The sequence below is a fragment of the Psychroserpens sp. S379A genome (assembly GCF_049800755.1).
GTDB lineage: Bacteria > Bacteroidota > Bacteroidia > Flavobacteriales > Flavobacteriaceae > Psychroserpens.
In genome coordinates, this window is record NZ_JBNAFQ010000003.1 from 153,526 (window position 1) to 167,922 (window position 14,397).

General features: G+C 33.3%; 15 protein-coding genes. 8 read left to right on the forward strand and 7 right to left on the reverse strand.

The window, feature by feature from the left end; genetic code table 11:
* The first annotated feature begins 168 nt into the window (after positions 1–168).
* The 8 genes from ACP15M_RS09840 (at position 169) to ACP15M_RS09875 (ending at position 8,682) form a co-directional block, all read left to right on the forward strand.
* A complete protein-coding gene (locus ACP15M_RS09840) occupies positions 169–3,003 on the forward strand; it encodes a M16 family metallopeptidase (RefSeq protein ID WP_425077039.1) in 2,835 nt (944 codons plus the stop codon).
* 136 nt (positions 3,004–3,139) lie between these two features.
* On the forward strand, positions 3,140–3,904 hold the full coding sequence (locus tag ACP15M_RS09845; protein WP_425077040.1) for a ParA family protein: 765 nt from the start codon (positions 3,140–3,142) through the stop codon (positions 3,902–3,904).
* The gene (locus tag ACP15M_RS09850) at positions 3,904–4,803 is read left to right on the forward strand and encodes a ParB/RepB/Spo0J family partition protein (RefSeq protein WP_425077041.1); all 900 of its coding nucleotides are present in this window, start codon (positions 3,904–3,906) and stop codon (positions 4,801–4,803) included. The genes ACP15M_RS09845 and ACP15M_RS09850 overlap by 1 nt, the downstream gene beginning before the upstream one ends.
* A complete protein-coding gene (locus ACP15M_RS09855) occupies positions 4,793–5,383 on the forward strand; it encodes a DUF5683 domain-containing protein (protein ID WP_425077042.1) in 591 nt (196 codons plus the stop codon). The genes ACP15M_RS09850 and ACP15M_RS09855 overlap by 11 nt, the downstream gene beginning before the upstream one ends.
* Before the next feature lie 3 nt (positions 5,384–5,386).
* Positions 5,387–6,088 (forward strand): 4-hydroxy-tetrahydrodipicolinate reductase, encoded by a 702-nt coding sequence (gene dapB / locus ACP15M_RS09860; RefSeq protein WP_425077043.1) that lies wholly within the window; start codon positions 5,387–5,389, stop codon positions 6,086–6,088.
* Between the two features lie 60 nt (positions 6,089–6,148).
* Positions 6,149–7,729, forward strand: a complete 1,581-nt coding sequence (gene lepB / locus ACP15M_RS09865) for a signal peptidase I (RefSeq protein ID WP_425077044.1) — start codon at positions 6,149–6,151, stop codon at positions 7,727–7,729.
* A gap of 24 nt (positions 7,730–7,753) precedes the next feature.
* Positions 7,754–8,374, forward strand: coding sequence for a WbqC family protein (locus tag ACP15M_RS09870; protein WP_425077045.1), 621 nt, complete (start codon positions 7,754–7,756; stop codon positions 8,372–8,374).
* Positions 8,374–8,682, forward strand: coding sequence for a DUF6122 family protein (locus ACP15M_RS09875; protein ID WP_425077046.1), 309 nt, complete (start codon positions 8,374–8,376; stop codon positions 8,680–8,682). Before ACP15M_RS09870 ends, ACP15M_RS09875 begins: the two co-directional genes overlap by 1 nt.
* Before the next feature lie 30 nt (positions 8,683–8,712).
* Here ACP15M_RS09875 and ACP15M_RS09880 read toward each other — a convergent pair whose 3' ends face one another.
* From ACP15M_RS09880 to ribH, 7 genes are all read right to left on the reverse strand, one after another.
* The gene (locus ACP15M_RS09880; RefSeq protein WP_425077047.1) at positions 8,713–9,735 is read right to left on the reverse strand and encodes an endonuclease/exonuclease/phosphatase family protein; all 1,023 of its coding nucleotides are present in this window, start codon (positions 9,733–9,735) and stop codon (positions 8,713–8,715) included.
* A gap of 10 nt (positions 9,736–9,745) precedes the next feature.
* Positions 9,746–10,621, reverse strand: coding sequence for a rhomboid family intramembrane serine protease (locus ACP15M_RS09885; RefSeq protein WP_425077048.1), 876 nt, complete (start codon positions 10,619–10,621; stop codon positions 9,746–9,748).
* Entirely contained in the window at positions 10,618–11,379 is a 762-nt protein-coding gene (locus ACP15M_RS09890; RefSeq protein ID WP_425077192.1) for a rhomboid family intramembrane serine protease, read from the reverse strand. The genes ACP15M_RS09885 and ACP15M_RS09890 overlap by 4 nt, the downstream gene beginning before the upstream one ends.
* Positions 11,380–11,388: 9 nt before the next feature.
* The gene (gene mutL / locus ACP15M_RS09895) at positions 11,389–13,251 is read right to left on the reverse strand and encodes a DNA mismatch repair endonuclease MutL (RefSeq protein ID WP_425077049.1); all 1,863 of its coding nucleotides are present in this window, start codon (positions 13,249–13,251) and stop codon (positions 11,389–11,391) included.
* A complete protein-coding gene (locus ACP15M_RS09900; protein ID WP_425077050.1) occupies positions 13,251–13,538 on the reverse strand; it encodes a riboflavin synthase subunit beta in 288 nt (95 codons plus the stop codon). The genes mutL and ACP15M_RS09900 overlap by 1 nt, the downstream gene beginning before the upstream one ends.
* Before the next feature lie 2 nt (positions 13,539–13,540).
* A complete protein-coding gene (locus ACP15M_RS09905; RefSeq protein ID WP_425077051.1) occupies positions 13,541–13,765 on the reverse strand; it encodes a hypothetical protein in 225 nt (74 codons plus the stop codon).
* A 149-nt stretch (positions 13,766–13,914) separates the two neighbouring features.
* Positions 13,915–14,397 carry a 6,7-dimethyl-8-ribityllumazine synthase gene (gene ribH, locus ACP15M_RS09910; protein ID WP_425077052.1) on the reverse strand — a complete coding sequence of 161 codons (483 nt, stop codon included), beginning with the start codon at positions 14,395–14,397 and terminating at the stop codon, positions 13,915–13,917.

The following is a 14,397-nucleotide window of genomic DNA, read 5'->3' on the forward strand; positions in this document are numbered from 1 at the left end:
TCTCTACCCTATTCTTAAAATCAACAACCTCTAAGAGTCACATTTTTAAATGTTTAGATTTTTTTTAATCTAAATGGAAGAAAATTAGCACACCATGCAATTTTCAACTAAATTTTTAGTTATATTTGGTTAACAACATTTTTTTCAATCCAAAAACTCTAAAAACTCATGAAAAAACTATCACTTTCAGCATCAGTATTGATGCTTTTTATGCTTGTTCTTAATCTACAGGCTCAAGAAGTCTTAAAAAAGACAACAAAGATCAATCCTACTGAAAAAATTCCTTTTAATCCAGAAGTCAAGATAGGAAAACTCAGCAACGGTCTCACCTATTATATCAAAAACAATGGAAAGCCAGAAAATAAAGTTGAACTTAGACTTGTCGTAAATGCTGGTTCTATATTAGAAGATGAAGACCAATTAGGTTTAGCACACTTTATGGAGCATATGAATTTTAACGGAACTAAGAATTTCAAGAAAAACGAACTCGTTGATTACCTGCAAAGTATTGGTGTGAAATTTGGAGCGCATTTAAATGCGTATACTAGTTTTGACGAAACAGTATACATTCTTCCTATCCCAAGTGATGATCCTGAAAAATTAGAAAAAGGGTTTCAAATTATTGAAGATTGGGCACACAATGCACTTTTAACCAATGAAGAAATTGATAATGAAAGAGGTGTTGTACTTGAAGAATATCGTTTAGGTAAAGGCGCTAATGAACGTATGATGCAAAAGTATCTACCAAAAATGCTATATGGTTCAAAGTATGCTGAACGTCTTCCTATTGGAACTAAAGAAAACTTAGAAACCTTTGACTACGAAAGCATTAAGCGTTATTATAAGGATTGGTACAGACCAGACCTCATGGCAGTAATGGCTGTTGGTGATGTTGACGTAGCAACACTTGAAGCTAAAATAAAAGAGCATTTTGGTAAAATTCCAGCTGCCAAGAATCCTAGACCAAGACCAGTATTTGACCTACCTAATCACAAAGAAACTTTTGTGGCAATAGAATCAGATAAGGAAGCTTCCTTTTCGCAAGTACAGGTAATGTTTAAGGATAGAGAAAACTCTAAAGCAGATGAAACTCTAGGTGAATACAGACAATCTATTGTTCAAAGTTTGTTCTCTCAAATGATAAACAATCGTTTAGAAGAACTAAGAAATGGTGAAAATCCACCTTTTGTTTTTGGTTCTAGTGGATATGGTGGAACATATGCACGAACTAAAAATGCATATCAATCTTTTGCTATGACTAGTGAAACTGGACAAATGCAAGCTCTAAAAACTCTATTGGAAGAAAATGAACGTGTAAGACAACATGGTTTTTTTAAAGGTGAATTAGAGCGTGCTAAAAAAGACATTATCGCTCGTATGGAAAAATCATACAAAGATAGTGACAAAATGGAGTCTAACAGAGTCGTTAGCGAATATATTAGACACTTTTTAGAAAATGAGCCAATGCCTGGAATTGAATGGGAATACAATTTTTACAAACAACAACTTCCTCGCATAGGCTTAGATGAGGTTAATGCTTTAATTTCTAGCTATATTAAAGATGATAACAGAGTGATTATCCTAACTGGTCCTGAAAAAGATGGTGTTACAAAAGTTACTGAAGAAGAAGTTAGATCACTCTTAGAAAGTGTTAAAAACACTAAACTCACTCCATACGAAGATACAGCTGTTGCAGAATCGCTTATTACAACGCTTCCTGCTTCTGGAACAATCACAGATTATTCTGTTGACGAGAAACTTGGCACTACTACTCTTACGCTAAGTAATGGTGCAAAAGTAACTTATAAGGTTACCGATTTTAAAAATGATGAAATTTTATTTGATTCGTTTAGCTTCGGAGGAAATTCCTTATACACTAATGAAGAGCATATTGCTACTGTTAATGCAAATGGTGGTCTAGCAGAAGCAGGTGTAAATGGATTCAATAAAACTGAAATGTCAAAAATGATGTCTGGTAAAATTGTTAGAGTTCGACCAAGTATTGGCACATATAGCGAAGGCATGTCTGGTAATGCAACACCTAAAGATATGGAGGATTTATTTCAGCTAATACATCTTTATTTTACTTCACTTAACAAAGACGAAAAAGCATTTAAGTCATTCATTGAAAAACAAAAATCTTTTCTTGGCAATATGATGTCTAATCCGCAAACTTATTTTTCAGTAAAAATGGGAGAATTTATGTATGGCAAAAGCCCAAGATATACTGGCTTTCCTACTCCAGAAAAAATGGATCAAGCAAACTACGATTTAGCATACGAAAAATACCAAGAACGTTTTGCTGATGCTGGAGATTTTCACTTCTACTTTGTTGGTAATATAGATGAAAAAAAGCTTGCCGAATTTAGCATGAAATATTTAGCTAGTTTACCATCTACTAATTCTAAAGAATCTTACAAAGTAAGCGATTTTAGACCACTTACTGGAATGCACGAAAAAATCATCGAAAAAGGTGAAGACCCAAAAAGTGCGGTTAGAATCACCTATCATGGACCGACAGAATACGATGCTAAAGAAGCGCTTGCGTTTAAAAGTTTAGCCGAAGTATTATCTATCAAGCTTATTGAAAAACTTAGAGAAGAAGAAGGTGGTGTTTATGGAGCTGGTGCAAATGCTAGCATAAGTAAAATGCCTTATGGTTGGTATCGATTTAATATTAGTTTCCCTTGTGGACCAGAAAATGTAGAGAAGTTAAAAAATGCTGCGCTTACAGAAGTAGAAAAGCTTATTGCTAGTGGTCCTAGTGAAAAAGACTTAGACAAAGTTAAAGAAGCTCAAATTCTAGACAGAAAAGAAGACATAAAAGAAAACAGATTTTGGCTTAGAACATTAAAGAATGCTGACTACCAAGACAAAGATGCAAGTAAGATTTTTGATTTTGAAGAAACCGTAAGAAGTTTAACAACTGCAGACCTGCAAAATGTTGCAAAAAAATACCTTACAAAAGGGTACATTTTAGGCATTCATAATCCTGAACAATAAATCTTAACACTATAATCTAAAAGACCACTTTTGCATATTGCAAAGGTGGTTTTTGTTTATACCTCTGTTAACAACTTACCCTTTTAAAACACATAAATAATCGTATTTTTACACTTCATAAAAACCAAATCAATTAATGGGTAAAATCATTGCAATTGCCAATCAAAAAGGAGGTGTTGGAAAAACAACAACCTCTGTAAATCTTGCAGCTTCTCTTGGTGTGTTAGAAAAAAAAGTATTGCTTATAGATGCAGATCCTCAAGCTAATGCTACTTCTGGACTAGGAATAGATGTTGAAAGTGTTGAAGTTGGTTCCTACCAATTGTTAGAACATACTGTAACTGCAGAAGACTGTATAGTAAGCACCAATTCACCAAACGTTGATATCATTCCAGCCCATATCGATTTAGTGGCTATAGAAATAGAGCTTGTCGATAAAGACGAACGTGAATACATGCTCAAAAATGCTATATCGCACTTAAAATCTACTTACGATTACATTTTAATAGATTGCGCTCCTTCTTTAGGGTTGCTCACTTTAAACGCCTTAACAGCTTCAGATGCTGTAATCATTCCTATTCAATGTGAATATTTTGCACTTGAAGGCCTCGGTAAATTATTAAATACTGTAAAAAGTGTTCAGAAAATACACAATAAAGAATTAGATATTGAAGGCATGCTGCTCACCATGTATGACCAACGCTTACGCTTATCTAATCAAGTGGTTGAAGAAGTTCAAAAACATTTCAACGACATGGTTTTTGAAACCGTTATACAACGTAATGTACGCTTAGGAGAAGCTCCTAGCTATGGAGAAAGTATTATTAAATACGATGTTAGTAGTAAAGGTGCTTCAAATTATTTAAGTTTGGCTAAAGAAATTATTAATAAAAACGAATAATGGCGAAGGCAACAAAAAAACAAGCATTAGGACGAGGACTTTCTGCACTTCTGAAAGATCCTTCTAACGATATTAGCTCTGCTAAAGACAAAAACGCTGATACTATCATTGGAAATATTGTTGAGCTTGATATTAATGCTATTGAAATCAATCCGTTTCAGCCTCGTACCAACTTTAATGAAGAAACCTTACGCGAATTAGCATCTTCAATTAGAGAGCTTGGTGTTATTCAACCCATTACAGTAAGAAAATTAGACTTTAATAAGTTTCAACTTGTCTCTGGTGAACGTCGTTTTAGAGCTTCAAAATTAATCGGATTAGAAACCATTCCTGCTTATATTAGAATTGCTAACGATCAAGAATCTTTAGAAATGGCTTTGGTTGAAAATATCCAAAGACAAGACCTAGATCCAATCGAAATTGCACTCTCTTACCAACGCTTAATTGATGAAATCAAATTAACGCAAGAGCAAATGAGTGAACGTGTTGGAAAAAAACGTTCTACAATTGCTAACTATCTACGTTTATTAAAACTAGACCCAATTATTCAAACTGGAATACGAGATGGCTTTATTTCAATGGGACATGGTCGAGCTATTATAAACATAGAAGACCAAAGCGCACAGCTGGATATTTATGAAAAAATTATAACCGACAAATTATCGGTTAGAGCAACTGAACAGCTTGTAAAAAACTTTCACAACACCAATACTGTTAAGGCTACTAAAAAGGAAGAACTTCCAAAATTTATTAAAAAAGGAGTTAAAGAATTTTCCGAATACTTTGGACATAAAATTAGCGTTAAAGTATCTAAGAATGGTAAAGGACATATTTCTATTCCGTTTCATTCTGAAGAAGACTTTAATCGCATAAAAAAACTCGTTCAAAGTGCCAAATAAGCAGCTTTATATCATTGGTCTTTTTATTCTTTTTGGGTTGAGCTCGTTTGCTCAAAACAAAAAAGACAGTGACAGTTTACAAGTTGATACAGATTTTATTGTGGTTGCCGATAGCATTCAGCGTAAACCAATAAACATTTTAGCGCCTTCAAAAGCGGCCTTCTATTCTGCTGTTTTGCCAGGTTTAGGACAAGCCTACAATAAAAAATATTGGAAAATTCCTATTGTATACGCAGCTCTTGGTGCTGGTATCTATTTTTATAGTACAAACAATAAAGAATATAACGAATACAGAGATGAATACAAGCGACGATTAGCTGGCAATAGTCCGTTAAGTGGTAAATTTCCTGGTGTTAGTGACGAAGGACTTATTAACGCTCAAAAAACGCTTAAACGTAATAAAGAACTATCTCTACTCATTACCATTGGATTATATGCTCTAAACATTATTGACGCTAATGTTGATGCACATTTACTGCAATATAATGTTGATGAAAACCTAGCCATTAAACCGCATTTTCAGTATAATCAAATGGAGAATTCTTCAGACTTAGGACTCACACTCAACTTTAAATTCTAAACCATGAACATTGCGTTATTGGGCTACGGAAAAATGGGCAAAGCCATCGAAACCATTGCAGTTAGCAGAGGACATCATATCGTTCAAAAAGTATCGAGTCACACTAAAGACTATTCATTAGAGAATGTTGATATAGCAATCGATTTTAGTTTGCCTTCAACAGCTTTTAAAAATATAAGCAACTGCATTTTACAGCAAACACCTGTAATTTCAGGAACTACAGGATGGCTAGAAAAGTATGACGATGTAGTTTCACTTTGCCAAAAAAACAATGGGACGTTTTTATACGCTTCAAATTTTAGTTTAGGTGTCAATATCTTTTTTGAAGTCAATAAAATATTAGCTAAGTTGATGAAAGACTTACCTCAATATAAAGTAGGTATTGAAGAAATTCATCATACTCAAAAACTTGATGCTCCAAGTGGCACAGCGATTACTTTAGCTGAAGATATTATCAATCAATCAAACCATAAAAACTGGACGCTAGAGACTGCAAAACCAAATGAGATTGGTATTTTAGCAAAACGAATTGAAAACGTTCCTGGAACACATCAAATCAATTATGAATCTGAAGTTGATAGCATTTCAATACAACACACAGCGCATAATAGAAAAGGATTTGCGCTTGGCGCTGTAATTGCTGCCGAATGGATTTATAATAAAACAGGAGTTTACACCATGAAAGATGTGTTAAACATTGGTTAATGTAATGGTTATGAGTAACGTTTTTAAATATTTTTCAACCAACAACACAAATAATATATTATGACAATAACGCAGTGGTTAATTTTCATTTTAATAATTCAAGTTGTTCACGGACTTGGCACATGGAAACTATACGTTAAAGCTGGACGACAAGCTTGGGAAGCCTTTGTTCCTGTATACAATTCAGTAATCTTAATGAAAATCATCAACAGACCTTGGTGGTGGACGATTTTACTGTTTGTGCCAATAGTAAATTTGATTATGCTTCCTGTGGTTTGGGTTGAAACTGCTAGAAGTTTTGGTAAAAACACATATCAAGACACCTTTTTAGCCATAATCACATTAGGTTTTTATAACTACTACTTAAATTATGCTGCTGATGTGTCATATATTGAAGATAGAGACTTACAGCCGAAATCGAGTTCAGGTGATTGGGTAAGCTCTATTTTATTTGCTGTGGTTGCGGCTACTATTGTTCATACCTATTTTATTCAACCTTTTACGATTCCTAGTTCTTCATTAGAAAAATCGTTGCTAGTTGGAGATTTCCTTTTTGTAAGCAAATTTCATTATGGAGCCAGAATACCAATGACTACAGTTGGCGCTCCAATGGTTCACGATACCATTCCTGTTTTAAATAAAAAGTCTTATGTATTTGATGATCGCTTTGATAAAAGAGAGAGTTCATGGAAAAACAAACTTCAGTTACCATATTTGAGATTGCCAGGTTTTGAAGATATTGAGCGTAATGACATTGTAGTTTTTAATCAGCCAGCAGACACCTTGCTAGATATGAACGATTTTAATCCGGATCGTAATTACTACAAACCTATCGATAAAAAAACAAACTTAGTGAAGCGTTGTGTTGGTGTTCCTGGTGATTCTTTAGAGATTATTGATGGTTATGTTTATATTAACGGAAAACAAAATCAATTGCCAGATAGAGCAAAACTTCAGTTTGCTTACGATATTGTCTTAAAAGGAAATTATACTGGTCAGCAAATTTTGGAAGCTTTAAAACGCTATGACATTACTGACAATCCATATCAAGTAGATGAAGGTGCTATTGTCGTTCAAGCTACTGAAGAATCTGTAGCTAAAGCAAAAAACAATCCTTATTTTGCAAGTATCACTAGACGTATATCTCCTAAAGGTTTTGATGGAAACCTGTTTCCTAGAGATCCTCAATATCCTTGGAATTACGATAATTTCGGTCCAATTTATATTCCAAAAGAAGGCGAAACCATCAATTTAGATTTAGACGTTTTACCATTGTATAGACGTTTAATCTCTGAATATGAAGGTAATTCTCTTGTCGTTCGAGGCAATCAAATTATAATTAATGGCTCACCTGCTACTTCCTATACATTTAAACAAAATTATTACTGGATGATGGGAGACAATAGAGACAACTCTATTGATGCTAGAGCTTGGGGATTTGTGCCTTTTGACCATGTGGTTGGAAAACCTGTTTTTATTTGGATGAGTTGGGATGGACTTAAAAATCCGCGTTGGGAACGTTGGTTTACAACTGTTGGAGGAAGCGGAAAAGCGACATCTTACCTTATTCCATTTTTAGTTATTTTATTTGGTTGGATTGGCTTTAGTAAATGGCGTAAACGAAAAAAAGCGAATAGTTAAACGCTTTTAGTTCTAAATAGAGTAATGAAAGTCTTATTACATCCTACTTACTTTCCAAGTATTGCACATTTTGTAGCGATGATGAAGGCTGAAACTATTGTGTTTGAGGTTCATGACAACTACCAAAAACAAACCTATAGAAACAGAGCTACTATTTTTGGTGCAAACGGAAGGTTAGACCTTAATGTACCTGTGCATTATTCTCAAAAAAATAGGCAATTGTATAAAGAAGTTTGTGTATCAACTATTGATAATTGGCAAGATCTACATCTAAAATCTTTAGAATCTGCATATCGTGCATCGCCTTTTTTTGAGTTTTACATTGACGACTTAAAACCACTTTTTGAAATGAACGTGCAACATATCATGGATTTCAACTTTAAGTGTTTAGAAGCCATATTTGATTGTTTGCAATTACCATTTAAATACCAAGTTACAACACATTTTGAAAAAGAACCCAAAAACATTATAGATGCAAGACCTCTAGCAAATAGCAGAAAAGAAATCGTACAAAATTTCCAGTCTTACGCTCAAGTATTTGATGACAAACATGGCTTCTTAAATAACTTAAGCATTTTAGATTTGCTCTTTAATGAAGGTCCTAATTCAACTATATATTTAGAATCTCAAAAATTGACACTGTAATGCTTCAATCACTAATTCATTATAGTATTCATTTTATACTACCATTACTAATTGCCTTACTTTACTTTAAAAACCAATGGAAATTTGCGACTATCGTTATGCTAAGTACAATGCTTATCGATTTAGACCATCTTTTAGCAACACCAATTTTTGATGCGAATCGTTGTAGTATCAATTTTCATCCGCTTCACTCCTATTATGCCATTGGAATTTATGTGTTATTAGCATGTATTAAGAAAACTAGGCTCTTAGGAATTGGATTATTAATTCATATTCTAGCTGATACTGCAGATTGCTTAATGATGTAACTGTTAGGTGTTAGGTGAAAAACAAAAACTCTATTTTTCCAGCTTTACTTTAGCCATTATCGGATAATGATCTGAAAGCTTTTCGTCAAAGGTTTTAAACGAATTTACTTTAAAGGCTTCATCAACCAACACAAAATCTATTCGAACAGGAAAAAACTTAAAATCGAAGGTTCTTCCGAAGCCATTTCCAGCGTATTTAAATGCATCTTTAAGATTACCTTTTATTTCTTTGTAAACGTAAGAATATGCGGTATTATTAAAATCACCACAAATAATCATTTTGTACGAACACTGTTTTTTATGCATCAAAAACAATTCAGTTTGAAATTGCTGCATCTTAAACGTACTACTTACACGTTTGAATAAGTTTTCAGAATTTTCGTTGGCTAATTTTTCAACTGCTGGATCAATTCCTAAGGATTGTAAGTGAACATTATAGATTCTTATCGTATCTGCTCCTTTAACAACATCGGCATAAATGGCATTATTAGATGTTTTTGGAAACTCAATAGAACCAGATTTAATTATCGGGAACTTTGTAAAAATCGCTTGTCCGTTTTTCACTTTATCTCCAGATAACTCTTCATACTTATAATAACCATCAAAATTAATCTCGTTATCTGGTCGATACTCTTGCATACAAAGAATATCTGGCTGATGTTCAGAAATAAAATTAGAAATATCCTGTTTTACAGTCTTATCTTTAATCCAATCAAACACATTGAATAAACGCACGTTATAATTCATTATAGAAATATTCTCGCTATCATCAATATTTTTAGACGCTGAAAACTTATACAAAGAAAACACATGGTTATATCCTAGAGCTAAAACGAAAACTGAGAGTAAAAGCTGACGCTTAACATTAAGTAGCCAATACACAGCAAATAAAATGTTGATGATGATTAATGCAGGAACTGCTAGACTTAAAACCGACAAGAAAGCGAACTGCTTTGGCGACATATATGGTAAGATGTAAGATAATAACAAGGCAAATGCCATCAATGAATTGACGACAAATATCAACTTGTCAAAACCTTTTAGATTTTTCATTTAAAAATCATTAATCCTTTCCTGCTTTAAACAAAAACGCTTTTTCTTCTTTAGTTAAGCTATCATAACCACTTTTACTGATTTTATCTAGGATAAGATCAATTTTTTTCTGGTTATTAAACTCGTTAAACTGTTCTTTATTATGACCAGCAAATGGTTTCTTTTTGTTTCTATGAACCGTTTTTAATGGAGATTTTGTTTTAAATAAATTAGTAAAACCATCCATAAACCTCTCAAACCCTTTACCAATATCGTTGCCTTTAAGGAGTTGTGTGGCATACAAATAGCCTAAAATACTGCCACCAAAATGAGCCACTTTACCACCTTGATTTATCCCGAAAAGTCCAATAAAATCAATAATAACAATTGCTAAGCCAATATGCCATAATTTTATAGTTATGGCAAAAAATTGCGCTTCACGATAAGGCATATATGCGCACAAAAATATCAATAAAGCATTCACTCCTGCTGATGCGCCAACTAATGGTCCAACATTTACTAAAAGCGACTGAGGCACAATATTATAGATTAACAAAAACAATAAAGCTCCAGATAAAATACCCATAAAATAAATGGTTAGCGACTGTTTAGGCGGAAATAAGTTAACCATACTTCTTGAAATGAAATACAGTACAATCATATTAAATGCTAAATGCAACAACCCATAATGCGCAAAACCATAGGTAATTATTGACCAAGGCTTGATTAAAAATTCAAAAAAATCTTTAGGTAGCTCTAACCAAGCCAAAGTATGCGTTCTTGGAATATTTACAAAGACTTGAATTAGCCAACCTATAAAAAAAACACCTATATTAACTACAATGATTTTTTCAAAAACATTGAGGTGCTTGAGTTTTTCTTTTATATCGTAAGTTAAAGAGGTCATCTATCCCAACGATTTTGGTTAAACTGTGTTTTTTTCCAATACCACATAATGATAAATCCGGTTAATGCACCACCAACGTGAGCCATATAGGCTGTATTACTTGGACTGAAAAATGACTGACCAGTAATTGCTGAGACGATATCTAAAATGATAATTCCAGGAATAAAATACTTAGCCTTAATAGGAATTGGCAAGAATATCAACATGAGTTTGGCTTCAGGATTCATCATACCAAAAGCTGCTAAAATTCCCATAATACAACCTGAAGCTCCAACCATTCTGCCATAAAATGATTCATTGAGAATTTTTAAATTTTCCGAACCAATCAAATTACTAACTGCAGCCTCATTTAGACCATCAGGACTATTCATCACAGACACAATTTCTGAAACCGTATAACCTTTTTCCAATAACAACTTGATTGAGTCATAAAACTCAAAATAATTAAACCCTAATTGAAATAACATCGCACCAAATCCTGCAGACATATAAATAAACAAGAATTTCTTACTTCCTAATTGTGTTTCTACAGCGGTCCCAAACATCCATAAAGCAAACATATTAAAAAAGATATGTGCTGGTCCTCCATGCATAAACATGTGAGTTATAATCTGCCAAGGCTTAAACCAATCATTTAATGGAAAAAATAAAGAAAACCATTGACCAAATAATAGTCCGTTTTGGATAGCTATTGTTCCAACAAACATAATCACGTTAATGATTAATAAATGTTTTACGGTATCTGTAATGCCTCTCATCATAAATTTTTACATAAATTTTTTATCAAAATCATCAACACTCATCGTTATAAACGTCGTTCTATTACTTGGTGACACTGAAGGCGCTTTGCAAGCAAACAAACTATTGACCAAATGTTCTTGTTCTATACTTGTTAACGATTGTCCAGATTTAATAGCTAAACTTTTTGATAATGATTTAGCTAGTAAATCGGTTGCACTAAAATTACTATCTGGTACTTCCTGCTCAACATCACTAATGAGCTGTTCTAAAATAATAGACACTTCACTTTCAGGAACGTTTACTGGAACACCTGTAATTTCTATACTACTAGTTTCAAACTTTGAAAACACAAAACCTGTGTGTTCTAAATCTTCTTTCAATTGCTTTAGCAATTCCATCTCAGAAGATGAAAACTGTAACTGTAACGGAAATAATAATTGCTGACTTACAGCTTCTTTAACAGTTGTATGTTTTAGCAAACCTTCATAAAGTATGCGTTGATGTGCTCGATGTTGATCTACAATCAACATTCCAGATTTAATCGTACTAATAATATATTTATTGTGTAATTGATAAGTCGTTTGAGTCGATTCAACAGCATTCGTATCATTAAAAAGTGACACATTCTCTGGTTGACTCTCTAACTCAATTTCACTAAAGTCTTGAGGAGTTGTTTTTGTGCTTTTACTTTCTAATCCAACATACAAGCTTTCCCAGTTTGCAACAGGTTCTTTCTTAAAAGATGCTGAAAAATTACCTGATCTTTCAGATATTTTTTCTTCCTGAAACGGATTATAACTTCTGTCAACTTCAATCGTTGGATTAGACACCTGTTTTCCTTCAAAATTGTAAGGTGTATCTAGATTTTTATCACGATCAAAATCTAAAACAGGCGCAATATTAAACTGTCCTAAACTATGTTTAACCGAAGACCGCAAAATAGCATATAACGTATGCTCATCGTCAAACTTAATTTCAGTTTTAGTCGGATGAATATTTATATCAATCGTTTTTGGATCGACCGTTAAGTTTAAAAAGTAACTTGGATGGCTTCCTTCTTTTAACAACCCTTCAAATGCAGCATTAATCGCATGGTTGAGATATGCACTTTTTATAAATCTATTATTGACAAAAAAGAATTGTTCAGTTTTTGTTTTTCTAGCAAATTCAGGCTTACCTACAAAACCAGATATTTTTAAAACTTCGGTTTCTTCTTCAACAGGTACTAATTTCTCGTTGGTTTTTCCTCCAAAAATATTCACCACACGTTGTCTATAATTGCTCTTTGGAAGGTTAAAGTTTTCGCTTCCGTTGTGAAACATCACAAAAGCAATATCAGGATGCGCTAAGGCAACACGATGAAACTCATCAATAATATGTCGTAATTCGACAGTATTCGATTTTAAAAAATTTCGTCGTGCAGGAATATTAAAAAACAAGTGTTTTACAGCTATTGAAGTCCCTTTAGGCGTCACAACAACCTCTTGAGATTTGATGTCGCTACCTTCAATTTCAATTTGAGTGCCAAGCTCATCGTCATCTCGTTTGGTTTTCAATTCTACATGAGCAATGGCAGCAATACTTGCCAAAGCCTCACCACGAAAACCTTTTGTATTTAAGCTGAATAAATCTTCGGCAGAACGAATTTTAGAGGTCGCATGACGTTCAAAACTCAAACGCGCATCAGTAGTGCTCATTCCTTTACCATCATCAATTACTTGAATTAAAGTTTTTCCAGCATCTTTTACAATAAGTTTAATGTGCTGAGACTCTGCATCAATAGCATTTTCAAGCAATTCTTTAACTACTGAAGCTGGACGTTGTACGACTTCGCCTGCTGCAATTTGATTAGCAACATGATCTGGTAAAAGTTGAATGATGTCTGCCATTAGCGATTTGGAAAGAATATTGTAAGGTCAAAATCTATGATAAACAAGAATACTAAAATTAAAATTCCGATAATAATCATGGTTCGTCTATTAGCTCCAGATTTATCTTCATTGTATTTATAATCATCTAAAGCATTATTGAGTTTTGTTTTTAAACCTTTATTGCTAGAAGCCGTTACACGATACTCATCAAACTTATGTTTAAGCTCAAACGGATTGCCTTCGCCTTTATAATAACGAGGCGTATAACTGTACTTTTTGTTCTTGCGTGTGTTTAAAATTCCCATAATTATGATATTTCGTAATGATTTAAAATAAACCAAACAACAATTATCATTCCTAAAACAATTAATAATACTACTAATTTGTTTGCAGGTTTACTTTTAGATTTCCCCTGACTTCTAATGGTTTCCCATTGCGACTTGATATTTTTATCTGAACTGTCTTGAGATTCCCTTAGATGTCTAGGAGTATAACTAAAGCGTTTGTTTTTTTGTTGCTGAAATAAATTCACTACAAAACCTTATAGATGTTATATTCAAAAGTACTGAATTTACAAGGAATAAAGGCTTCAGAAAACCTAAAAATTGTTAACAACTAGAAATGTAGAAGGTTATAAAGTTGGAAAGTTAGGAAAGTTAAGAATTATACTTAGTACAATACTTACTTTCTGCGTAACTCTGCCATTTTAATAGCAGCAATAGCAGCTTCGGTACCTTTATTACCATGTTTACCACCTGAGCGATCAATAGATTGTTGTTGATTATTATCGGTAAGCACACAAAAAATCACAGGAGTATCTGATGTTACATTTAAATCCTTAATCCCTTGTGTAACACCATCGCAAACAAAATCGAAGTGTTTCGTTTCGCCTTGAATCACACATCCAATAGCAATGACTGCATCAACATTTTGAGAAATCATTTTTTTAGATCCATAAATGAGTTCAAAACTTCCTGGAACATCCCATTTAATAATATTTTCGGGTAATGCACCACAATCTAACAAGGCATCTAAAGCACCTTTGTAAAGTCCGTTAGTAATGGTATCATTCCATTCTGAAACAACAATCCCAAACCGAAAATCTTTCGCGTTTGGGATTGTGTTTTTATCGTAATTTGATAAGTTATGGTTTGCAGTTGCCAT

Excerpts from the sequence above, each read along its gene's own strand:
- ACP15M_RS09840 (WP_425077039.1), top strand. The coding sequence starts at position 169 with ATGAAAAAACTATCACTTTCAGCATCAGTATTGATGCTTTTTATGCTT.
- ACP15M_RS09845 (WP_425077040.1), top strand. The coding sequence starts at position 3,140 with ATGGGTAAAATCATTGCAATTGCCAATCAAAAAGGAGGTGTTGGAAAA.
- ACP15M_RS09850 (WP_425077041.1), top strand. The coding sequence starts at position 3,904 with ATGGCGAAGGCAACAAAAAAACAAGCATTAGGACGAGGACTTTCTGCA.
- dapB (WP_425077043.1), top strand. The coding sequence starts at position 5,387 with ATGAACATTGCGTTATTGGGCTACGGAAAAATGGGCAAAGCCATCGAA.
- lepB (WP_425077044.1), top strand. The coding sequence starts at position 6,149 with ATGACAATAACGCAGTGGTTAATTTTCATTTTAATAATTCAAGTTGTT.
- ACP15M_RS09870 (WP_425077045.1), top strand. The coding sequence starts at position 7,754 with ATGAAAGTCTTATTACATCCTACTTACTTTCCAAGTATTGCACATTTT.
- ACP15M_RS09875 (WP_425077046.1), top strand. The coding sequence starts at position 8,374 with ATGCTTCAATCACTAATTCATTATAGTATTCATTTTATACTACCATTA.
- ACP15M_RS09880 (WP_425077047.1), bottom strand. The coding sequence starts at position 9,735 with ATGAAAAATCTAAAAGGTTTTGACAAGTTGATATTTGTCGTCAATTCA.
- ACP15M_RS09885 (WP_425077048.1), bottom strand. The coding sequence starts at position 10,621 with ATGACCTCTTTAACTTACGATATAAAAGAAAAACTCAAGCACCTCAAT.
- ACP15M_RS09890 (WP_425077192.1), bottom strand. The coding sequence starts at position 11,379 with ATGAGAGGCATTACAGATACCGTAAAACATTTATTAATCATTAACGTG.
- mutL (WP_425077049.1), bottom strand. The coding sequence starts at position 13,251 with ATGGCAGACATCATTCAACTTTTACCAGATCATGTTGCTAATCAAATT.
- ACP15M_RS09900 (WP_425077050.1), bottom strand. The coding sequence starts at position 13,538 with ATGGGAATTTTAAACACACGCAAGAACAAAAAGTACAGTTATACGCCT.
- ribH (WP_425077052.1), bottom strand. The coding sequence starts at position 14,397 with ATGGCAACTGCAAACCATAACTTATCAAATTACGATAAAAACACAATC.